The organism is Rhizobacter sp. Root404, from assembly GCF_001425865.1.
Lineage (GTDB): Bacteria > Pseudomonadota > Gammaproteobacteria > Burkholderiales > Burkholderiaceae_C > LMDS01.
In genome coordinates this window covers 561,975-582,127 of record NZ_LMDS01000005.1, presented here as the reverse complement: position 1 = coordinate 582,127, position 20,153 = coordinate 561,975, and the positions used below count along the sequence as shown (strand labels likewise).

Genomic DNA, 20,153 nt, shown 5'->3' with positions numbered 1-20,153 from the left:
GGAACCCCCACCATGGCCACCCAACGACTCGGACTCATCATGCACGGCGTCACCGGCCGCATGGGAATGAACCAGCACCTGATTCGCTCCATCGTCGCGATCCGCAAGGAAGGCGGCGTGCTCTTCTCGAACGGCGACCGCGTGATGCCGGACCCGATCCTGATCGGCCGCAACGCCGAGAAGATCGAGGCGCTCGCCAGGGCGCATGGCATCGAACGCTGGGGCACCAACCTCGACGAGGCGCTGGCCAACCCGGACGACGCCGTCTTCTTCGACGCCGGCACCACGCAGATGCGCCCCACCCTGCTGGCCAACGCGATCCGCGCCGGCAAGCACGTCTACTGCGAGAAGCCGATCGCCACCAACCTGAACGAAGCGGTCGAGATCGCTCGGCTCGCGCAGGCATCGGGCCTCAAGCACGGCGCGGTGCAGGACAAACTGTTCCTGCCCGGCCTGCGCAAGCTCGACATGCTGCGCCGTGCCGGCTTCTTCGGCCGCATGCTGAGCGTGCGACTCGAGTTCGGCTACTGGGTGTTCGAGGGCGACCTGCAACCGATCCAGCGGCCGAGCTGGAACTACCGCAAGGAAGACGGCGGCGGCATGATCCTCGACATGATGTGCCACTGGCGCTACGTGCTGGACAACCTGTTCGGCGAGGTGCAGTCGGTCTCGTGCCTCGGCGCCACGCACATCCCGACCCGCTGGGACGAGGCCGGCCGGCCTTACGACGCCACCGCCGACGACGCCGCTTACGCGACCGTGCAATTGAAGGGCCACAACGGCGAGCCGGTCGTCGCGCAGATCAACATGAGCTGGGTCACACGGGTGCGGCGCGACGACCTGGTGACCTTCCATGTCGACGGCACGCACGGCTCGGCGGTCGCGGGCCTGTCGTCGTGTCGTGCGCAGTCGCGGGTCACGACGCCGCGGCCGGTCTGGAACCCCGACGTCAAGCAGACGATGAACTTCTTCGACCAGTGGCAGGAGGTGCCCGATTCGATGGTCTACGACAACGGCTTCAAGATCCAGTGGGAGCACTTCATCCGCCACGTCGTCGAGAACGAGCCGTACAAGTGGACGCTGCCCGAGGGCGCGAAGGGCGTGCAGCTGGTCGAGGCCGCGCTGCAGAGCTGGAAGGAACGGCGCTGGATCGACGTGCCGGCGCTGCAGGTCTGACGGGGCGCGCGATGAGCTTGACCCTGAACCTGCCGACCGCCGATGGTCGCGTGCAACGCCACACGCTGCGCGACGCCGCGCCGATCGCGACCGCGCCGCCGGGCACGCGCTTCAACCGGATCGCCTACTCGGCCGCGCATGTCGTCGCCGACCCGCGCGCCGCGATCGACCCGTGGCTGCAATGCGCCGTCGACTGGGACGCCACGATCGCGTACCGGCGCCGTCTGTGGTCGCTCGGCCTCGGCGTCGCCGAGGCGATGGACACCGCGCAGCGCGGCATGGGGCTCGATTGGCCGACTTCGCTCGAGCTGATCCGCCGCTCGCTCGACGCCGCGCGCGACGTGCCGGGCGCGCTGATCGCCTCCGGCTGCGGCACCGACCACCTCGATCCGGCGGCGGTGACCACCGTCGACGACGTGATCCGCGCCTACGAAGAACAGATGGAGGCGATCGAGAAGCTCGGCGGCACGCTGATCGTGATGGCCAGCCGTGCGCTCGCCAAGGTCGCGACCAGCCCCGCCGACTACGAGCGCGTCTACGACCGTGTTCTGCGGCAGGCGAAGCAGCCGGTGATCCTGCACTGGCTCGGCGACATGTTCGATCCGGCGCTGAAGGGCTACTGGGGTCATGCCGACGCGGACGCGGCGATGAACACCGCGCTGGCGGTGATCGACGCCAACGCCGCGAAGGTCGACGGCATCAAGATCTCGCTGCTCGACAAGGACAAGGAGATCGCGATGCGCCGCCGCCTGCCGGCCGGCGTGCGGATGTACACCGGCGACGACTTCAACTACGCCGAGCTGATCGCCGGCGACGGCGCCGGCACGCTGCCGACGCACGGCCGGAGCGACGCGCTGCTGGGCATCTTCGACGCGATCGCGCCGGCCGCGAACGCGGCGCTGGCCGCACTCGCCGCGGGCGACACCGCACGCCTCCACGCGATCCTGGCGCCGACCGTCCCGCTGTCCCGCCACATCTTTGCGGCGCCGACCCGCTTCTACAAAACCGGGGTCGTGTTCATGGCCTGGCTGAACGGGCACCAGAGCCACTTCACGATGGTCGGCGGGCAGCAAAGCACGCGCTCGCTGGTGCATTTGGCCGAGTTGTTCCGCCTCGCCGATGCGGCCGGGCTGGTCGAGCAGCCCGAACTGGCGGTCAGGCGCATGGCGCACCTGTTGGCGCTGCACGGCGTCGAGGCCTGAACGGACGACGACATCGCATGCGTGATTTCTCCACCGACCACCGCTGGCTCTCGGTCAACACCGCGACGGTGCGCGCGCAATGGCCACTCGACCGCATCGTCGACGAGTGCGCGCGTCGCGGCATCCGCGCGATCTCGCCGTGGCGCGACCAGGTCGCGGCCGTCGGCCTCGACAAGATCGCGAAGGCGGTGCGCGAGCACGGCCTCGAACTCTCGGGCTACTGCCGTGGCGGCATGTTCCCGGCGGCCGATGCCGCGGGGTTGCAGGTTGCGCTCGACGACAACCGCCGCGCGGTAGACGAGGCGAAGACGCTGAACGCCGCGTGCCTGGTGCTGGTTGTCGGCGCCCTGCCCGGCGCGCTGGCGGGTCGCGCCGTGCACAAGGACCTGACGCGTTCGCGCGCGCAGGTGCACGACGGCATCGCCGCGACGCTCGAGTACGCCCGCAGCGTCGGCATGCCGCTCGCGATCGAGCCGCTGCACCCGATGTACGCGGCGGACCGTGCCTGCGTCAACACGCTGGAACAGGCACTCGACCTGTGCGATGCGCTCGATCCGGATCGATCGGGCGCGCTCGGCGTGGCCGTCGATGTCTACCACGTCTGGTGGGACCCGAAGCTGCAGGCGCAGATCGAGCGCGCCGGCCGCGAACGGCTGCTCGCGTTCCACGTTTGCGACTGGCTGCTGCCGACCCGCGACCTGCTGAACGACCGCGGGATGATGGGCGACGGCGTGATCGACATCCCGCGCATCCGCGGCTGGGTCGAGGCGGCCGGGTTCGCGGGCTACAGTGAGGTCGAGATCTTCTCGGCCGAGGACTGGTGGACGCGCGACGGCGGCGAGGTGCTGGACACCTGCGTCGCGCGCCACCGCAGCGCGGTCTGAGCTTACGCGGCCGCCGCCGACTGCGGCGCGGAGCGCGGCGTGCGGCGCGCACCGCGCACGTTGAACGCGTTGACGATCAGCACGCCCTGCACGATCGCGATGCCGAGCCAGACCAGGCTCGGATGGTGCAGGTCCATCAGCGTGCCGAACACCAGCGGCGCGATTGCCTGGCCGATGTCCAGCCCGGAGTAGACGACGCCATAGACCCGGCCGGTCGCGTTCGGCGGCGAGGCACGCTTGACGATCAGGTCGCGCGATGGCCCCGCGATGCCGGCGCCGAAGCCCATCAGGCCGAACAGCACCGGCACCGCGGCGGCCGGGATGTCGGCAAAGCCGATCACGATCGCGATCGTCGCCGCCGCGCCGAAGCCGGCGCCGATGATCCGCTCGCAGCGGGCCGGGTCGGACGCGAGGAAGCCGCCGGCGACCATGCCGCCCGCGCTGCAGACCATGTAGATCGTCAGGCACATCGCGGCCCAGTCGACCGGCACCGCGTGCAGCAGCCGCGCGGCCTCGGGGGCGAACAGCTGCACGCCACTCAGCGCCGCGGCATAGAAGAAGAAGAAGCCGAAACACATCCACACCGCCGGCAGCTTCATGAACGCGAAGCTGTGCTCGGCCGGCCCGGTCGCGCTGGTCTTGGGGGCCGGGGCCAGGTCGAGCGCGAGCTGCGCCCGGTTCAGCCACAGCACCGCCAGCACGACGAACGCGAGCGCCCCGGCGCAGAACAGTGCGACTCGCCAGCCGTAGGCCAGCGTCAGCGGCACCAGCATCGCCGGGGCGAGCGCCCAGCCGAGGCTGCCGGTGATCCCGTGGACGCTGAATGCATGGCCGAGGCGCGATGGATGCACCTTGCGGTTCAGCAGCGTGTAGTCGACCGGGTGGAACACGCCGTTGCCGACGCCGGCGACGACCGCGAACAGCGCCAGCGTCCAGTAGCTGTGGCTGGCCGCGAAGCCCCACGCCGCCAGGCCCAGCAGCGCCAGGCCCGCGAACAGCACCGGCCGCGGCCCGAACCGATCGACGACGAAACCCGACGCGGCCTGCACGATGCACGAGACGACGAAGAAGATGGTCATCAGCAGCCCGAGCTCGGCATAGCTGACCGTGAACGCGTCCTTCAGCCATGGGAACAGCGGCGCCAGCAGGAGCTGGCTGAAATGGCTGATCAGGTGGGCCATGCCGACCAAGCCGATCAGTTGGGCGTCCTGGCGGGCCGGGCGCAGCGGCGGAGTGGGGGCGGCAAGAGAACTCATGCACCGATCTTAAGCAGTGACAGGGCGGCTGGTTTACGATAGCTCGTCAAGTTCTGTCGAGATCCCGCCAATGGCCGCCACCCGCATCCCGCCTCCCGTCGGACCGCTGACGCCGCACCTGTACATGCCCGACGCGGCCCGTCCGGTGCGCGCCAAGCGCCAGCGCCTGAACACCGACACCCGCGTGGTGCCGCACAGCCATCCGTGGGCCCAGCTCGCGGTCTCGGCCACGGGCGTGGTGCGCCTCACCGTCGCGCACGGCACCTACATCGTGCCGCCATCGCGCGCGCTGTGGATCCCGCCGGGCGTCGAGCATGCGGTGTCGGTGGTCGAGGACGCCGACCTGTTGACGCTGTACATGCACCAGCCGCGCGGGCGCTGCGGGCCGCAGGTCGCCCGGGCGGAGGAAGCGGCGTGGCGTCAGTGCCGAGTGCTCGAAGTCTCCGACCTGCTGCGTGCGCTGGTGCTCGAACTGGACGCGACCCCCGACGGCGGCGCCGCCGCCCCGGAGGCCGACGCGTTGCGGCGCGAGGCCCGCCTCAGCGCGCTGGTGCTGGACGAATTGCGCCGCGCCCGTCCGGTGCCGCTGGGCGTCGACCTGCCGGCCGACAAGCGCCTGCGCTCGCTGTGCGAAGCGGTGCTGGACGACCCGGCCCGCCACGCCACGCTCGACGACTGGGCGCGCGCCTGCGGCGCCAGTTCGCGCACGGTCGCGCGGCTGTTCCGCAGCGAACTGGGCACCTCGTTCCTGCAATGGCGCCAGCAGGTGCTGCTGGCCCGTGCCGTGACACTGGCAGCACGCAAGTGGCCGATGGCGCGCATCGCGACCGAACTGGGCTACGCGAGCCCGAGCGCGTTCAGCGCCATGGTGCGGCGCTCGGTCGGCGCCCCGCCGAGCCGGTTCCTGGCGTCCTGATCAGGGCCGGTCACGACTTGCTACAGCCTGCGCGCGGCATCCGACGCCTGTGGGGATTGGCGCGCTGCGGGCTCGCCCCTAGACTTCCCTGATGCGTGGGCTCGTGACCGCCCGATGCACCGACCGCAACCCCCGGGAGATCCCTTGCTCACCTCACTGTTCGGCGACCTGGGCGCGGCGCGCGACCCCCTCGGCAAGACGATCGAGCCCGCACCCGGTTTCGCGGCCACGTCGATCATGGAATCGGTCGCGACCGAGGTCAACGCGCGTGGCCAGATCGTCGACCGCCATTCGCACGACCTGGTCGTCACCGGCTCCCCGGCCCAGGCCATCCGCGAGCATTTCGCCGATACCCGCGCCGACCTGGACACTGCCACCTCGCTGATCACGCTGCTCGACCCGACCGGCGTGTGGGCTGCGGCGGTGATCAAGGCGCTGTCCGACGCCGGCGGACGGCCGATCGAGCGGCTGCACCTGCGCGAACACACGACGCTGCGCACCCTCGCCACCATCGAGCGCACCACGCTCGTGCGGCGCCAGGACGACACGCTGCGCATCTACCACGCCGATGTACGCGCGCCTGGCAGCGAGAACGCCGAGATCCCGGTCGCGCTGATGGAGCGCAGCCAGATGACCACCGTGATCATCGGCCCGCTGCAGCCCCACGCGATCGACGCACTGCTGGCCGCGCTTCACAACGCCGCGTTGCTGCCGACCTGGCGCTGCCCCCACCTGCTGTTCATGCTGCCGCCCGCCGCGGTCTGGATCGCCAACAAGATCGACGCGATCGCCTGGCCGACCCGGCTGCATGTGCACGTGCTGAGCGAAACCCTGACCGGCGCGTCGTCGGTCTGGAACGCGATGCTCGGCATTTGGAACCAGGTCCGCGCGCAGCCCGGCTGGGAAGCGCCTTCTGGCGGCGCCGGCGACGCGCTTCACGCCGGTCGACTGGTGAGCGCGCCGGCGGCCGAGGCGCCAGGCGTGGCGCGGCCGTCGACGCCGGTGACACCGGTGACGCCAGTATCACTCGATGCGAACCGGGCGCGGCACGCGCTCGCCGGCATGCTCGCGCTCGACGGGCTGCTCGGTTGCGCCGCGGTGGATGCCGGCAGCGGCCTGGTGCTGGCGCGCGAATCCCGCGACAAGCCGCCGCTCGACCTCGACCTGGCCGCGGCGTGCGCGGCGCAAGTCCTGCGCGCGCATCGGCAGGCGGCGCGGAGCATGGGGCTGGTCGAGCCGGTCGACGAGGTCATCACCAGCGCCGGTGCGCGCCAGCAAGTGATTCGCGGCCTCGCGCATCACCCCGAGCTGTTCCTGCTTGCGCTGTTCAACAAGCGCCATACCAACCTGGCGCTCGCGCGCTTCCAGATGATGGAAGTCGAGCGTCAGCTCGCCTGAGCCGGTGCTTGCGAAGCCTGCGCGCTCAGCGCGCGGCCTCGACCCCCTTGTTCGCCAACGCGTCGGCGCGCTCGTTGCCAGGGTCGCCCGAGTGGCCCTTGACCCAGCGCCACTCGACATGGTGCAGGTTGCGCAGCGCGTCCAGGCGCTGCCAGAGCTCGGCGTTCTTCACCGGCTTCTTGTCGGCCGTCTTCCAGCCGCGCAGCTTCCAGCCGTGGATCCACTCGGTGATGCCCTTGCGCACGTACTCGCTGTCGGTGTGCACGGTGACATCGCAGGTGCGCTTGAGCGAATTGAGCGCCTCGATCACGGCCGTCAGCTCCATGCGGTTGTTGGTCGTCAGCATCTCGCCGCCGAACAACTCCTTCTGATGCTCGCCGGTGCGCAGCCAGGCGCCCCAGCCGCCGCGGCCCGGGTTGCCCTTGCAGGCGCCGTCGGTGTAGATCACGACATGCGGGCGCTGGATGGCGGCGGCGTCGGGGAGAGTCTCTGTGCTGGTCGTCATGGCGGAGGATCGTTCGAATTCTGATGATGATGATGGGTCGCGACCACCGGAGCCGGCGCGGAGTTGGGCACGGCACGCTGCGCGCGCACCATGCCCACCAGCCGCATGCCGCGCACGCGCTTGACCGCGACGACGAAATAGACCGCGCCGAACACCGGCCACCAGCGCTCGCCGACCCGTTCCATCCAGGACGAGCGCTCCAGCCACTTCAGCGATGCGACAGGCAGGCGGTAGCAGCCGAAGCGACCGTCCTCGACCTCAAAGCTGAGCAGCCGCAGCCAGTCGCGCAGGCGACGGTAGCGCAGGAATTCCCCGGCGCTCGGCAGGAACAGGCCGCGCGCACTGCGTGGCCACAGCTGGCGGCGCCAGCGACCGAGGTGCTGACGCAGCCCCCACAGGCTGGTCGGATTGAACCCGACGATCACCACGCGGCCCTCGGGCACGAGCACGCGCTCGACCTCGCGCAATGCCAGATGCGGGTCGCGGGCGAGTTCGAGCGCGTGCGGCAGCACCACCAGATCGAGGCTGTTGCTGTCGAAGGGCAAGGCATCGAAATCGCAATGGAGCGCGACGGCAGCGCGAACCGGCACGGTCGCTTCGCCTTGTAAAGTTTCCGCGGTCGCGCCGTCGTGCGCTTGCGGTGGTGCGCCGGCTTCGGCATGCTCCGTGGCGGTCCATCGATGCGGCATGCGGTTGGCCCGCAGGGCCTCCAGTTCAGGCAGGCCGAGCTGCAGGGCATGGAAGCCGAACAGATCGGCCACCGCGACGTCCAGATGGGCTTGTTCCCAATGCAGAACGTAAGCGCCTGCCGGGGTCTTGAGCCAATCGGTCAAACCTATAATCGCGCGTTCCGCCATGAACCTGATTGCCCTGCCCGCCTTCACCGACAACTACATCTGGATGCTCGACGATGGCCAGCGCGCCATCGTGGTCGATCCGGGTGAGTCTGCACCAGTGATCGACGCCCTCGAGTCACGGCAGCTGGCCCTGGCGGCGATTCTAGTGACCCACCACCATGGCGATCATGTCGGCGGCGTCGATGCGTTGCGCTCGCGCCTGCAGGGACCGGTGTTCGGGCCGAAGCGCGAACGCATTCCCGAACCGTATCGCCCGCTGGTCGACGGCGACCGCATCGAGACGCTGGGTCTGCAGTTCGAGGTGATCGACGTGCCGGGCCACACCAGCGGCCACATCGCCTACTACCTGCCGGCCGGCGGCGGCAACGACGGCGCGCCGGTCCTGTTCTGCGGCGACACGCTGTTCTCTGCCGGTTGCGGGCGCCTGTTCGAAGGCACGCCGGCACAGATGCATCGCTCGCTGTCGCGGCTCGCCGCGCTGCCGGGCGAGACGCGCGTCTGCTGCGCGCACGAGTACACGCTGTCGAACCTGAAGTTCGCGCATGCGGTCGAGCCGGCCAACGCCGACATCGCCGCGCACACCGATTGGTGTCTTGCCGAACGCGCGCGAGGCCGGCCCACCCTGCCGTCCTCGATCGCACGCGAGACCCGCATCAACCCCTTCCTGCGCTGCAACGACCCCACCGTCGCCCGCAGCGCCATCGCCCATGGCGGCGAATCCGACGAACCTGTCGCGGTCCTGGCCGCGCTTCGACAATGGAAGAACGATTTCCGATGACGCACCCCATCACGCACGGCCCGTCGGCCCCCTCCCTGTACCGCCGGTTCGCGCTGCTGATGCTGCCCCTGCTGCTCGCCGCCTGCGCCACGCCCGGCGGTTCCCCGACCGACAAACCCGCGCCGCCGCCCGTCGCGGCACAACCCGAGACTCCCGCCGTCGCCGCGGCCGCACCCGCCGCGTCAGCGGCCAGCGCGCCGGCGCCGGTCGAGACCGCGGCCGCCGCGCCGGTGCCGGTCGACCCGCTGCGGCCGGAAGTCCGTCTCGACATGGACGACCGCGCCGCACAGACCGACCTGTGGGAGCGCGTGCGCCGCGGCTTCACGATGCCGGACCTCGACACCGACCTGGTGCGCAACCGCGAGCAGTGGTACGCGACCCGGCCCGATTACGTGCAGCGCATGACCGAGCGCGGCGGCCGCTACATGTTCTACATCGTCGAGGAGCTCGACAAGCGCGGCATGCCGACCGAGCTCGCGCTGCTGCCGTTCATCGAGAGCGCGTACAACCCGCAGGCGATGTCGACCGCGCGGGCCTCGGGCATGTGGCAGTTCATCCCCGGCACCGGCAAGGACTACGCGCTCAAGCAGAACATCTTCCGCGACGACCGCCGCGACGTGCTGCAGTCGACCCGCGCCGCGCTCGACTACATGCAGAAGCTCTACGCGATGTTCGGCGACTGGCACCTCGCGCTGGCCGCCTACAACTGGGGCGAAGGCAGCGTGCAGCGCGCGATCGCGAAGAACCAGAAGCTCGGCCTGCCCACCGACTACCTGTCGCTGAAGATGCCGAACGAGACGCAGTACTACGTGCCCAAGCTGCAGGCGGTGAAGAACATCATCGCGCGCCCGTCGGACTTCAACCTGACGCTGCCGCCGCTGAAGAACCACCCGTACTTCCTGAGCGTGCCGATCGAGCGCGACATGGACGTGGCCGTCGCGGTCAAGCTGGCCGGCATGCCGCTCGAGGAGTTCCAGTTCCTCAACCCGCAGATGAACAAGCCGGTGATCCTGGCGGCCGGCACGCCGCAGGTGCTGCTGCCGTACGACAACGCCAACCAGTTCGTGCGCCGGCTGCCGCAGCACCGCGGCCCGCTGGCCAGCTGGACGGCCTGGGTCGCACCGAAGACGCTGCGGCCGGCCGAGGCGGCCAAGCAGGTCGGCATGAGCGAGGCGCAGCTGCGCGAGATCAACCGCATTCCGCCGCGCATGCTGGTCAAGGCCGGCTCGACGCTGCTGGTGCCGCGCGGCGAGCAGCGCCAGGCCGACGTGTCGAGCGCGATCGCCGACAACGCGATGATGGCGCTCGCCCCCGACGTGCCGCCGCTGCGCAAGATGTCGCTGAAGGCCGGCCGCCGCGACAGCGTCGCCAGCGTCGCGAAGCGCTACCGGGTCAGCCCGACGCAGGTCGCGCAGTGGAACAGTGTCGGCGCCGGCGCGAGCTTCAAGCCCGGCCAGACCATCGTCGTGTTCGTGGCCGCCAAGAGCGGCAAACCGGCCCACGCGAACCCGACGCGCACCGCGTCGAACGGCAAGGCGACCCGCACGGCGGCCCACGGCAAGTCGACTCGCACCGCGGCGACGACGCGCAAGCCGTCCGGCCCCCCGTCGACCCGCGTCGCCGAGGCGCGGCGCAAGGGCGCATCGCGCACCGCCGGCGGCAACTGAAGCGCTGCGTCAGCGGCGGTCGCTCAACGCGTGGGCGATCGTGCCCAGATCCACGTATTCGAGTTCGCTGCCGATCGGCACGCCGCGCGCCAGCCGCGTCACGCGCAGGCCACGCGCCTTCAAGGCCTCGGCCAGCACGTGCGCGGTGGCCTCGCCTTCGGCGGTGAAGTTGGTCGCGATGATCACTTCTTCGGTGTGGCCGTCGGTCGCGCGCTCGATCAGCTCGCGCGCGCCGATGTCGTCGGTGCCGACGCCGTCGAGCGGGCTCAACCGCCCCATCAGCACGAAATACAGCCCCCGGTAGCTGCCGGTGCGCTCGAGCGCGGCCTGGTCGGCCGGGGTCTCGACGACGCAGAGCTGGCGCGCATCGCGCGTGCCGTCCAGGCACACGCTGCAGACCGCCGCCTCGGTGAAGGTGTGGCAGCGCTCGCAGTGCCGCACGTTGACGACCGCCGATTCGAGCGCGAACGCGATCCGGCGCGCGCCCTCGCGGTCATGCTGCAGCAAGTGGAACGCCATCCGCTGCGCCGATTTCACACCGACGCCGGGCAGGCGCCGCAGCGCCTCGACCAGCGCGTCTACCGACGGTTCGGCCATGCAGCTCGGCCCGGGCCTAGAACGGGAACTTCATGCCCGGGGGCATCGGCATGCCCGCGGTCAGCTTGCCCATCTTTTCCTGGCTGACTTCCTCGGCGCGGCGCACGCCGTCGTTGAACGCGGCGGCGACCAGGTCCTCGAGCATGTCCTTGTCGTCGGCGAGCAGGCTCGGGTCGATCGTGATGCGCTTGACGTCGTGCTTGCAGGTCATCACGACCTTCACGAGGCCCGCGCCGGATTGCCCCTCGACCTCGATGTGCGCGAGCTCTTCCTGCGCCTTCTTGAGGTTGTCCTGCATCGCCTGGGCCTGCTTCATCAGCCCGGCCAACTGGTTCTTCATCATGGTGTGTGCTCCAAAAAGTTCAGTGCGGTTTGACCGACCCGGGCACGATGCGCGCGGTCTTGTACTGCGCCATCAGCGCCTGCACCAGCGGGTCGTCGTGGATGATCTGTTCGGCGTGCGCCTGACGGCGCGCGCGCTCGGCGGCGTCGCGCTTGGCCGGTGAATCCTCGGCCGGGCCGGGCTCGACCTCGAGGCGCACCGCGCGCTGCAGCGACTCCGCCAGCGCGGCCTGCAGCTTCTCGCACGGCGCCGCCGCGCGCAGCGTCTCGCGCTCGACCCGCAGGCGGCACACGATCGGCGTGGCCCGTTCGTCGAGCGCGATGCACTGGGCCTGCATCGCCAGCTCGCGTGTGAAGGCGCTGATGCTGCCGGCGTCGATCAGGCCGCGGACCACCTCGGCCCAGCGCGCACCGAGCGCGGTCGGGGTGAATTCGACCGTCGGGGGCCGCGCGACAGGCGGCGGCGCAGGCGCACGCGCCACGGCGAGCTCCTCGCCCTCGAACGGGGCCTCGTCCATCCAGGGCGGCGGCTCGCTCTCGCGCGCGACCACCCGCAACGCAGGCGCCGGTGCGACCACGGCCGGCTGCGCCGCGGCGGGCGCAGGCGCGGGTGCGACCCGGGCCGGCGCCGAGGCGACGGTGGCCACGGGCGCGACCGGCGGCCGGGCGGCGGTCGCGGTCGCGGTCGGCCGCGCCGCTGCGGCCGAGGCCGGAGTCGACGCAGCGGGCGCCCGCGGCACCGCGCCCTGCCCCTTCGGGCGGAACGCCAGCATGCGCAGCAAGACCATCACCAGGCCGCTGTATTCGTCGGGCGCGAGGCCGAGCTCGGCGCGGCCGTGCAGCGCGATGCTGTAGAGCAGCTGGGTCTCGTCGGCCGCGATCGATGCGGCCAGGCGCTGCGCCTCGGGCGCGTCGGGGTCGGTCGCGTCGAGCGCATCGGGCACCGCCTGCAACACGGCCATCTGCTGCAGCAGCGTGGCCAGTTCCTCGAGCGTGCCGGCGGCGGACAGGCCGAGCCCGCGCAGCGCGTCGGCGGCGGCCACCAGCGCCGCACCGTCGGAGGCGGCGACGGCCTCGACGATGCGCACCGCATGCCCGCGGTCGACCGCACCGAGCATCTGGCGCACGCCCGCCTCGTTCAACGCGCCCGCCCCGAACGCGATCGCCTGGTCGGTCAGCGAGAGCGCGTCGCGCATCGACCCGCGGGCCGCGCGCGAGAGCAGGCGCAGTGCACCAGCGTCGGCCTCGATCCGCTCCCTCGCGAGCACGTCGGCCAGGTGCGCCTGCACGGTCTGCGGCGCCATCGGCCGCAGGTTGAACTGCAGGCAGCGCGACAGCACGGTCGGCGGCACCTTCTGCGGATCGGTCGTCGCCAGCACGAACTTCAGGTACTCGGGCGGCTCCTCCAACGTCTTCAACATCGCGTTGAACGCGGTGGTCGACAGCATGTGCACTTCGTCGATCATGTAGACCTTGAAGCGGCCGACGACCGGCTTGTAGACCGCCTGGTCGAGCAGCTGCGAGATCTCGTCGACGCCGCGGTTCGAGGCGGCGTCGAGCTCGACGTAGTCGATGAAGCGCCCCGAGTCGATGTCGCGGCAGGCGTCGCACACGCCGCACGGTCGCGCGGTGATGCCGCCCTGGCCGTCGGCGCCGGTGCAGTTGAGCGACTTGGCGAGGATGCGCGAGATCGTCGTCTTGCCGACGCCGCGCGTGCCGGTGAACAGGTAGGCGTGGTGCAGCCGCTGCTGGGTCAGCGCGTTGGCGAGCGCCTGGACGACGTGTTCCTGCCCCACCAGCGCATCGAAATTGGGCGGCCGGTACTTGCGGGCGAGGACGACATAGGACATCGAGGCATTCTACGAGGCCGGATGAATGATGCCCCTCGGCCGACGGGTACGCCGGCCGATCCCCCGGGGGATGCGGTCCCGCTTGGGAGCGGCCCGGCGCCGGGCCCGCGCAGCACTGACCGTGGCCGATAATCCTCGCTTCGCTTCACGCCCTGCCCCGATGAACCCGACCTCCACGCCCGCCACGCTCAGCTACGAACAAGCCGGCGTCAACTACGACCTGATCGACCCGCTGAAGGTCACGGCGCAGCGCGCCGCCGCGGCCACGGCCGGGCACCTCGCGGCGCACGGCTTCACCGAGGTGGCGGCGTCGCGCGGCGAATCGGCCTACGTGGTCGACGTGGGCCCGTTCTACCTGGCCAGCATCGTCGAGTGCCTGGGCTCGAAGGCGCTGGTCGCCGACGAGATGCACGCGCTGACCGGCAAGAGCTACTACGACGGCATCGCGCAGGACACGATCGCGATGGCGATCAACGATCTGATCACCGTCGGCGCCACGCCGCTGGTCGTGCAGGCCTACTGGGCCGCCGGGGGCTCAGAGTGGTTCGCGGACGCCCAGCGTTCGCAGGCGCTGGTGGCCGGCTGGAAGCGCGCCTGCGATGTCTGCCGTGTCGCGTGGGGCGGCGGCGAGACGCCGGCGCTGGCCGGCATCGTCGAGGCGGGGCGCATCGACCTGGCGGCCTCCTGCACCGGGCTGATCAACCCGAAGACGCGACTGTCGGTCGGTGACCAGCTGGCACCCGGCGACGCGATCGTGCTGCTCGCGTCCAGCGGCATCCACGCCAACGGCCTGAGCCTGGCGCGCAAGCTGGTCGAGCGCCTGCCGCAGGGCTACCTCACCGAGGTGGCGCCGGGCCTGACGTATGGCGACGCGCTGCTCGCGCCGACGGTGCTCTACTCGCCCGTCACCGAGGCGCTCTACGCCGCCGGCATCACGCCGCACTACTGCGCGAACATCACCGGCCACGGCTGGCGCAAGCTGCTGCGCCACCCCGCCGAGCACCGCTACCGCATCCACAGCGTGCCGGCGGTCACGCCGGTGCTGAAGTTCATCCAGCGGCACGCGGGTCAGGACGACCGCGAGGCCTACAGCACGCTCAACATGGGCGCGGGCTTCGCGATCTTCGTGGCCGCGGCCGACGCGCAGCGCACCGTCGACGTGGCGCGCGCGCAGGGCATCGAGGCGCTCGTCGCCGGCCAGGTCGAGGCGGGACCGAAGGAACTGCTGATCGAACCGCTCGGCATCCGCTTCGGCACCGACGACCTGCAACTGCGCTAGGCCGATGCGGTTGGTGTGGGTCGCGTTGCTCGCGGCGCTGCTGAGCGGCTGCGCCGGCGTGCTGCCGCGGGTCGAGCGCACACCGTCGACGATGCTGACCGCACCGGCCGACGCGCCGCTGGCGCAGGTGGCGCAGGACGCCGGCACCCCGCCCGGCGAATCGGGCGTCTGGCCGTTGCTCCAGGCCAGCTACGCACTGGATGCGCGGCTGGCGATGATCGAGAACGCGACCACCTCGCTCGACCTGCAGTACTACCTGATTGGCGACGACTCGACCGGCCGCCCGATCCTGCGCGCGCTGCGCGACGCCGCCGCGCGCGGCGTGCGAGTGCGCCTGCTGGTCGACGACCTCTACACCGCCGACATGGACCGCCTGCTGCTCGGGCTGGCCGCCACGCCGAACATCGAGGTCCGGCTGTTCAACCCGTTCATCACCGAGCGGCGTTCGTCGTCGCGCCGGCTGCTGGCACTGGCACTCGATTTCAAGCGCCTGAACCACCGGATGCACAACAAGCTGTTCATCGCCGACGGCGTGATCGCGGTGGTCGGCGGGCGCAACCTCGCCGACGAGTACTTCCTGCGCGGCACGCAGGGCAACTTCATCGACTTCGACCTCACGCTGACCGGCGCCGCGGTGCCCCAGCTCGGCCGCTGGTTCGACCTGTACTGGAACAGCACCCGGGTCTATCCGGTGCAGGACGTGACGCGCGCGGCCGGCGTGGCGCCCGACGAGCCCGCGGTCGCCCGCGCCGTGTTCGACGAGGCCACCCGGGACGATCCGCGCCCCGACGTGCCGATGGCACCCGACTTCTTCGGCGGCCCGGCCTTCAGCACCGGGCTCGCTCAGCGCAGCCTGTCGTTCCTGCCGGCCCGCGCCGACGCCTTCGCCGATTCGCCCGACAAGATCGACCCGGCGAACTTCAGCATCGCGGTCGACGACACGCTGACCCACCGCTTCCTGCTGCAGCTGGACGAGGCGCAGAACGAGGTCATGCTGTTCTCGCCGTATTTCATTCCCGGCCGCGAGGCGCTGGCGCGCATCGGTCGTCTGCGCGCACGCGACGTGCCGGTGCGCGTGGTCACCAACTCGCTGGCGGTCAGCGACGAACCGCTGGTCAGCGTCGGGCTCGAGCGCCATCAGCTGGCGCTGCTGAAGATGGGCGTCGACCTGTACGAGCTCAGTTCCAACCGCCTCAAGCTCGACCGCACGATGAAGGGCCTGCTCGGCACCTCGACCGGGCGGCTGCACGCGAAGCTCGGCTTCATCGACCGCCGCATGATGCTGGTCGGCTCGATGAACCTCGACCCGCGCTCGTCCAGCATCAACACCGAGATCGGCGTACGCGTCGACAACCCGAAGCTGGCCGAGATGGTGCTGGCCGCCTTCAAGGTCGACCAGTTGGCCGGCGTCTACCAGGTCAAGCTGCGCCCGCACGGCATGGGCGTGCGCTGGGTCGCGATCGATGCCGACCGGCCCGAGGAGCTCGACGTCGATCCCGACACGAGCCTGTGGCAGCGCGTGCGTCTGATGTTGCTGTCCCTTCTGGTGCCCGAAAGCCAGCTGTAGACCGAGGGACTTCGTGCGCGTCGCCTAGAATACGAAGCGACGGGCCTCCCCGCATGGAAGCGCGGCCAACCGGGTCAGGTCGGGAACGAAGCAGCCCCAACCGTTGCGACCAGTGCCGGGGTCAGGCTCGTCACCTTCAATTCCCAAGGCTCACGCTTGAACGGTCGACGACCCGAGGCGCTGCTCGGATGGTTGATCGGCATTCACCAGCTGAAAAGCGACTTGGACCGTTTGATCAGTTGATGCCGAACGCTGTATCGCCCCGGCACGGGAATCGGCAGGAACGAAGTCCAATATCGGGCACCCACCATGCAGCGATCCAGCATGCCGTGGATCATCCGCAATTCCAACGGGCCAACCAATGAAAGGCCCCGGCGCATCGCCGCCAGTCGTCTCGGCGACGCGCTTTGGACGCCAAAGCGCGGCAGATAGGTCAGCAACGCGTAGAGCGAGGCACGAGCGAACGGATTGTCAACTTCGGCCAACGTTCTGTCGTCGTCCAGCAACTCCGGATAACGCCTTGTCAGGTAGACAGCGTCGAACAACGACGCAAGAAAGCTGGGATGCGGAGGATAGTGCGTCAGATCGTTGAACCATGACGCAGCGATGTAGAGCAACTGAAACTCGGCAGACAGACGATTCACTGGCCGACCGCGAAAGAGGCTCGGCACAACCCCCACCTGCTGAACTGTTGCGGCGATCAATGCATCGCCATGGAGTCGCAGTGGGGAATCCGCGCTAAATAACTCCGTATGTAGTTCGACCAGCGTACGCAATGCATCGTTCCGCAACGGTGGACCATGCTGCAGGCCCTGAACTTCCGGAAAGTCCAACCGCCGGTAAGCGCTGGACAGGAGTGCCGCTTCGATGCGCGCATAGTCAGCGCGCGGCACGAGCACATCAACATCGCCCATGGGGCGCAGGTGGGGTTTTGGGTACAACTGCTCCGCGACCGAGATGCCCTTCAGAAGCGTGACGGGTACGCCTGTAGCGCGGCCCGCGCGCAGCACATCCAGGGCCGTTTCGACCAAGCATTGATGATTCACCTGCGCGGTCAAGTCGGCCGCCAGCAAACCAGATTGCCAATCGGCCGGAACCGAAGCGCCCGTGGTCTGCGAAGCGTGCCACAGCAGCGGACCCAGTCCACCCGCGAGCACCCACCGAAGCTGACGCTCAGCGTCGGTCAGCAGATCGAACCGGAGCATCGGCCACACGCCGGCCGCGTGGCTGAGCAACTGCGAAACCAGAGGAAATGGTTCTTTCCGCTCTTTCATCTGTATACGCGGGGTCTGCACAGTGGGCTTTGCCCTCCTGAAATAATGCCGGATCAGCGAGCCGGAGAAGTACATGGCAAAGCCACCCCCCCTCGGCAACCGGGAGGGAATCATGATCCGCGAGCTTGGCCGTGAGGTTGTCGCACTAGACACCCTTGAATGCCAGGTGCACCAACTGAACGCAACCGCGAGCCTGATTTGGAAGTTCAAAAATAGCGGCCTGTCCGAGCCGGAGATTGCGGAATGTCTGACGACTGCTTATGAGGTCGACCTCGAAGCCGCAGTGAGAGATGTAGTAACGACTGTTACACAGCTCCGGGCCATTGGGCTGCTCCCGGAACCAAGCGCCGAGTGCTAGAACCAAGGTGTTCATCGTTGTGCGATCACGGGAGGCCTCCATGGATCGAACCTCAAAAAACCGCCGGGATTTCTTCAAGAAGGCAGCTTATGTCGCGCCGGCCATCTTGACGCTTCAGGCTGCTCCTTCGTACGCCAAGTCAGGGTCGGAGAAGCCGGACAAAAGACCCAAGGACGGCAAGGGCCACGGGAAGTCAGCAATGGACAACACGAGTTCGATCACTGACGCACCGCTGTCGTCACAACTTCCGAGCGCTTAGCGTTTGGTGCGGTTGGTTGCGGCTTCCGTTTCTGTGGCTCGCGAGCTGTCGTTCAGGACGCTCGGACAGCATGTTTCGATTCGATGTGACGACGCCGAAGCAGCAGAATTGCTGGCCTTCTGTTTCTCCGCCATTCGGGACAGTGGTGGGGGCGGTGAAACTGGTTCCACGCCGCCTCTAACCTATCTGGTGCGACGGAATCCTTTCGGGCGGATAGAGCTGATTTGCCCGGTGCAACGCAGCGTCGAATGCGAAGGCTGGGACGACGTCCTCTACGCACTTGAGCACGACCTGACCGTATCACTGCAACTCAAGCGACCCGAACTCTTGTTCATTCATGCGGCCGCCCTTGAACGTTCCGGGCGGGCCCACTTGCTCGCGGGAGCGTCGGGAGACGGCAAGTCAACAACTGCCTGGGGTCTCTTGCATCGCGGTTTCAATTATCTCAGCGATGAATTGAGCCCCATTGATGTGGACACGTTGTGCGTGCATCCCTATCCGCGTGCATTGAGTCTGAAGAGCTTGCCTCCGACCTCGCATCCGCTACCTGCCGCGGGTGTACGCCATTTGAAAGACACAGTGCGCATCGGCGCGGAAGCCATCCCCGTATCAGGAATGCTGCTCTGCCCTATCGATTCCCTCGTGTTCGTCCGCCACGACCGTCTGCGCGCGTCGCCGACGTTGCGAAGGCTGAGTTCGGCAGAGGCGGGTGCACGTCTGTACACAGCGACGCTGAACGCGCTGGCCCACCCTGATCAGGGTCTAGATGTCGCTCTGCGAACCGCGTCTCGGATGCGATGCTTCGAGCTCGAAGCCGCCGACCTGACGCGTACCTGTGACCTGTTCTGCGAACAAGTGCCTGTCAGTTAGGAGCGGCCACAACGGCGCACCGCCTGACCCAGGCCGCGCGCAAGCCTCTGGCTAGGACGCTCCCAGTTCGCCCTGCGCCGGCACCCCCATGGGATGGACCGGCCCGGCGTCGAATTCACTCGCATCGGTCAGCGTGATCAGCCCGGCCGCCTGCTCGGGCGGGCCGGCGAGCCAGAGGTCGGTGTCCTCGGGCGCGATCGGGATCACGCTGCGCTTGTCCTGCCGGTCGGACGCGAGCTTCGGGTCGGGCTTGTGCATTCGGCGCATCAGCGGGTGCGCGTCGGCGTTGAGGGTGAGCATCGTGTAGCTCTCGTGGATCTCGCCGGTCGCGAGGTCGGTCCAGACGTTCCACAGCCCGGCCAGGCCCCACAGCGCGCCGTCGGAGCGACGAAAGCGCCACCAGACGTTCTTGCCGCTCTCCCAGTTCGGCTCGTCGAACGAGGCGGCCGGGATGATGCAGCGCTGCGCGCGCGCCCAGGGCTGCTTGAAGGTGGCCTTCGACGCCAGCTCTTCCGAGCGCGCGTTGCAGGTCGAATAGGTCAGCCTCGGCGTCTTCGCGAACCACGGGATCAGGCCCCACTGCCCGACGACGAGTTCGCGCTGGAACTCGGTCGAATCGCGCGCGGCGCGCAGGAACGCACCGGGCCGCTGCGGGAAGATCTCGCCGCCGCGCCAGGGGTTGCGGCGGTCGATGCGCCAGTGCCGTTCGATCGCGGCGGCATCGGGCGAGACATAGCGGGTGCACATCGGCCCGATTCTCGCAGCGCGTCGCCCCGCCGGGTGCCTGCGTCAGACCGTCGCGCGGCGGCGGTCGTGCGGTGCCGCGGCTCCGGCGCGCGGCGGCTCCTGCACCTCCAGCGGCGGCACGGTGTCTTCCCACGCCGTCGAGTGGAAGCTGCGGTTCGGGCCGGCGGCGGACCACTGGGCGCGGCCGCGTTCGAGTCGTTCGTCGCGGCGGGTCAACCACCAGTCGACGCCGATCCAGGCGGCGAACACGGCGGCGAGCAACAGAACGGCAGTCAGCATCGGGGCTCCTCGGTGCCGCTGCCGGCAGGGGGCGAGCGGTCAGGCGGAAATTTAACCAATTGTTGCCCGATTGGAACCCCTGCGAATGGAGG

At 69.4% G+C, this 20,153-nt stretch carries 20 protein-coding genes and 1 other RNA gene; 12 read left to right on the top strand and 9 right to left on the bottom strand.

All coding sequences use genetic code 11. The features are described from left to right. Positions 1-12 precede the first annotated feature (12 nt). Genes ASC76_RS16840 through ASC76_RS16830 form a run of 3 tightly spaced genes read left to right on the top strand, consistent with a single transcriptional unit; the run spans position 13 to position 3,262 of the window. Positions 13-1,176: a Gfo/Idh/MocA family protein gene (locus ASC76_RS16840; protein ID WP_056468868.1), complete on the top strand. Its 1,164-nt coding sequence runs from the start codon at positions 13-15 to the stop codon at positions 1,174-1,176. A gap of 11 nt (positions 1,177-1,187) precedes the next feature. Continuing rightward, positions 1,188-2,378 carry a dihydrodipicolinate synthase family protein gene (locus ASC76_RS16835; RefSeq protein WP_056468865.1) on the top strand — a complete coding sequence of 397 codons (1,191 nt, stop codon included), beginning with the start codon at positions 1,188-1,190 and terminating at the stop codon, positions 2,376-2,378. Positions 2,379-2,395: 17 nt separating this feature from the next. Next, positions 2,396-3,262, top strand: coding sequence for a sugar phosphate isomerase/epimerase (locus ASC76_RS16830; protein ID WP_056468861.1), 867 nt, complete (start codon positions 2,396-2,398; stop codon positions 3,260-3,262). A 2-nt stretch (positions 3,263-3,264) separates the two neighbouring features. On the opposite strand, the gene ASC76_RS16825 is transcribed toward ASC76_RS16830, so the two are convergent. Next, positions 3,265-4,518 carry an MFS transporter gene (locus ASC76_RS16825; protein WP_056468856.1) on the bottom strand — a complete coding sequence of 418 codons (1,254 nt, stop codon included), beginning with the start codon at positions 4,516-4,518 and terminating at the stop codon, positions 3,265-3,267. A 70-nt stretch (positions 4,519-4,588) separates the two neighbouring features. On the opposite strand from ASC76_RS16825, the gene ASC76_RS16820 reads away from it, so the two are divergent. Both ASC76_RS16820 and ASC76_RS16815 read left to right on the top strand, forming a co-directional pair. After that, a complete protein-coding gene (locus ASC76_RS16820) occupies positions 4,589-5,434 on the top strand; it encodes a helix-turn-helix domain-containing protein (protein WP_082549231.1) in 846 nt (281 codons plus the stop codon). Positions 5,435-5,578: 144 nt separating this feature from the next. Then, positions 5,579-6,832, top strand: a complete 1,254-nt coding sequence (locus tag ASC76_RS16815) for a hypothetical protein (RefSeq protein ID WP_056468853.1) — start codon at positions 5,579-5,581, stop codon at positions 6,830-6,832. Between the two features lie 25 nt (positions 6,833-6,857). Here ASC76_RS16815 and rnhA read toward each other — a convergent pair whose 3' ends face one another. Further along, positions 6,858-7,337: a ribonuclease HI gene (gene rnhA / locus ASC76_RS16810; protein ID WP_056468850.1), complete on the bottom strand. Its 480-nt coding sequence runs from the start codon at positions 7,335-7,337 to the stop codon at positions 6,858-6,860. Then, the gene (locus ASC76_RS16805; RefSeq protein WP_056468848.1) at positions 7,334-8,194 is read right to left on the bottom strand and encodes a class I SAM-dependent methyltransferase; all 861 of its coding nucleotides are present in this window, start codon (positions 8,192-8,194) and stop codon (positions 7,334-7,336) included. Before ASC76_RS16805 ends, rnhA begins: the two co-directional genes overlap by 4 nt. On the opposite strand from ASC76_RS16805, the gene gloB reads away from it, so the two are divergent. Together gloB and ASC76_RS16795 are read left to right on the top strand one after the other, a co-directional pair. Next, complete coding sequence (gene gloB, locus ASC76_RS16800; RefSeq protein WP_056468845.1) at positions 8,193-8,972, top strand: hydroxyacylglutathione hydrolase; 780 nt, start codon at positions 8,193-8,195, stop codon at positions 8,970-8,972. The genes ASC76_RS16805 and gloB overlap by 2 nt on opposite strands. Further along, a complete protein-coding gene (locus ASC76_RS16795) occupies positions 8,969-10,639 on the top strand; it encodes a transglycosylase SLT domain-containing protein (protein WP_056468842.1) in 1,671 nt (556 codons plus the stop codon). Before gloB ends, ASC76_RS16795 begins: the two co-directional genes overlap by 4 nt. A 9-nt stretch (positions 10,640-10,648) precedes the next feature. On the opposite strand, the gene recR is transcribed toward ASC76_RS16795, so the two are convergent. Genes recR through dnaX form a run of 3 tightly spaced genes read right to left on the bottom strand, consistent with a single transcriptional unit; the run spans position 10,649 to position 13,428 of the window. Then, positions 10,649-11,236, bottom strand: coding sequence for a recombination mediator RecR (recR, locus tag ASC76_RS16790; protein ID WP_056468838.1), 588 nt, complete (start codon positions 11,234-11,236; stop codon positions 10,649-10,651). Between the two features lie 16 nt (positions 11,237-11,252). After that, positions 11,253-11,579 (bottom strand): YbaB/EbfC family nucleoid-associated protein, encoded by a 327-nt coding sequence (locus ASC76_RS16785; RefSeq protein WP_056468836.1) that lies wholly within the window; start codon positions 11,577-11,579, stop codon positions 11,253-11,255. A gap of 19 nt (positions 11,580-11,598) precedes the next feature. Next, positions 11,599-13,428, bottom strand: coding sequence for a DNA polymerase III subunit gamma/tau (gene dnaX, locus ASC76_RS16780; RefSeq protein WP_056468833.1), 1,830 nt, complete (start codon positions 13,426-13,428; stop codon positions 11,599-11,601). 160 nt (positions 13,429-13,588) lie between these two features. Here dnaX and ASC76_RS16775 point away from each other — a divergent pair, with 160 nt between their 5' ends. The 3 genes from ASC76_RS16775 (at position 13,589) to ffs (ending at position 16,409) form a co-directional block, all read left to right on the top strand. Next, positions 13,589-14,707 carry an AIR synthase-related protein gene (locus tag ASC76_RS16775; protein WP_056468830.1) on the top strand — a complete coding sequence of 373 codons (1,119 nt, stop codon included), beginning with the start codon at positions 13,589-13,591 and terminating at the stop codon, positions 14,705-14,707. Between the two features lie 4 nt (positions 14,708-14,711). After that, positions 14,712-16,274 carry a phospholipase D family protein gene (locus tag ASC76_RS16770; RefSeq protein ID WP_056468827.1) on the top strand — a complete coding sequence of 521 codons (1,563 nt, stop codon included), beginning with the start codon at positions 14,712-14,714 and terminating at the stop codon, positions 16,272-16,274. A 38-nt stretch (positions 16,275-16,312) separates the two neighbouring features. Beyond that, an RNA gene (gene ffs / locus ASC76_RS24790) (signal recognition particle sRNA small type) lies at positions 16,313-16,409 on the top strand. Between the two features lie 68 nt (positions 16,410-16,477). On the opposite strand, the gene ASC76_RS16765 is transcribed toward ffs, so the two are convergent. Beyond that, positions 16,478-17,623, bottom strand: a complete 1,146-nt coding sequence (locus ASC76_RS16765; RefSeq protein ID WP_056468824.1) for a nucleotidyltransferase family protein — start codon at positions 17,621-17,623, stop codon at positions 16,478-16,480. Here ASC76_RS16765 and ASC76_RS24785 point away from each other — a divergent pair. After that, complete coding sequence (locus tag ASC76_RS24785) at positions 17,622-17,906, top strand: PqqD family protein (protein WP_082549229.1); 285 nt, start codon at positions 17,622-17,624, stop codon at positions 17,904-17,906. The genes ASC76_RS16765 and ASC76_RS24785 overlap by 2 nt on opposite strands. Before the next feature lie 292 nt (positions 17,907-18,198). After that, positions 18,199-19,035, top strand: a complete 837-nt coding sequence (locus ASC76_RS25445; protein ID WP_157615765.1) for a hypothetical protein — start codon at positions 18,199-18,201, stop codon at positions 19,033-19,035. Positions 19,036-19,086: 51 nt separating this feature from the next. Here the strand turns inward: ASC76_RS25445 and ASC76_RS16760 are convergent, their stop codons facing one another. Together ASC76_RS16760 and ASC76_RS16755 are read right to left on the bottom strand one after the other, a co-directional pair. After that, on the bottom strand, positions 19,087-19,782 hold the full coding sequence (locus ASC76_RS16760; RefSeq protein WP_056468820.1) for an SOS response-associated peptidase: 696 nt from the start codon (positions 19,780-19,782) through the stop codon (positions 19,087-19,089). A gap of 42 nt (positions 19,783-19,824) precedes the next feature. Continuing rightward, a complete protein-coding gene (locus ASC76_RS16755; RefSeq protein ID WP_056468817.1) occupies positions 19,825-20,061 on the bottom strand; it encodes a hypothetical protein in 237 nt (78 codons plus the stop codon). Positions 20,062-20,153 lie beyond the last annotated feature (92 nt).

Coding starts and splice junctions, on each gene's coding strand:
- ASC76_RS16840 (WP_056468868.1), top strand. CDS start 13: ATGGCCACCCAACGACTCGGACTCATCATGCACGGCGTCACCGGCCGC.
- ASC76_RS16835 (WP_056468865.1), top strand. CDS start 1,188: ATGAGCTTGACCCTGAACCTGCCGACCGCCGATGGTCGCGTGCAACGC.
- ASC76_RS16830 (WP_056468861.1), top strand. CDS start 2,396: ATGCGTGATTTCTCCACCGACCACCGCTGGCTCTCGGTCAACACCGCG.
- ASC76_RS16825 (WP_056468856.1), bottom strand. CDS start 4,518: ATGAGTTCTCTTGCCGCCCCCACTCCGCCGCTGCGCCCGGCCCGCCAG.
- ASC76_RS16820 (WP_082549231.1), top strand. CDS start 4,589: ATGGCCGCCACCCGCATCCCGCCTCCCGTCGGACCGCTGACGCCGCAC.
- rnhA (WP_056468850.1), bottom strand. CDS start 7,337: ATGACGACCAGCACAGAGACTCTCCCCGACGCCGCCGCCATCCAGCGC.
- gloB (WP_056468845.1), top strand. CDS start 8,193: ATGAACCTGATTGCCCTGCCCGCCTTCACCGACAACTACATCTGGATG.
- ASC76_RS16805 (WP_056468848.1), bottom strand. CDS start 8,194: ATGGCGGAACGCGCGATTATAGGTTTGACCGATTGGCTCAAGACCCCG.
- ASC76_RS16795 (WP_056468842.1), top strand. CDS start 8,969: ATGACGCACCCCATCACGCACGGCCCGTCGGCCCCCTCCCTGTACCGC.
- recR (WP_056468838.1), bottom strand. CDS start 11,236: ATGGCCGAACCGTCGGTAGACGCGCTGGTCGAGGCGCTGCGGCGCCTG.
- ASC76_RS16785 (WP_056468836.1), bottom strand. CDS start 11,579: ATGATGAAGAACCAGTTGGCCGGGCTGATGAAGCAGGCCCAGGCGATG.
- dnaX (WP_056468833.1), bottom strand. CDS start 13,428: ATGTCCTATGTCGTCCTCGCCCGCAAGTACCGGCCGCCCAATTTCGAT.
- ASC76_RS16775 (WP_056468830.1), top strand. CDS start 13,589: ATGAACCCGACCTCCACGCCCGCCACGCTCAGCTACGAACAAGCCGGC.
- ASC76_RS16770 (WP_056468827.1), top strand. CDS start 14,712: ATGCGGTTGGTGTGGGTCGCGTTGCTCGCGGCGCTGCTGAGCGGCTGC.
- ASC76_RS24785 (WP_082549229.1), top strand. CDS start 17,622: ATGGCAAAGCCACCCCCCCTCGGCAACCGGGAGGGAATCATGATCCGC.
- ASC76_RS16765 (WP_056468824.1), bottom strand. CDS start 17,623: ATGTACTTCTCCGGCTCGCTGATCCGGCATTATTTCAGGAGGGCAAAG.
- ASC76_RS16760 (WP_056468820.1), bottom strand. CDS start 19,782: ATGTGCACCCGCTATGTCTCGCCCGATGCCGCCGCGATCGAACGGCAC.
- ASC76_RS16755 (WP_056468817.1), bottom strand. CDS start 20,061: ATGCTGACTGCCGTTCTGTTGCTCGCCGCCGTGTTCGCCGCCTGGATC.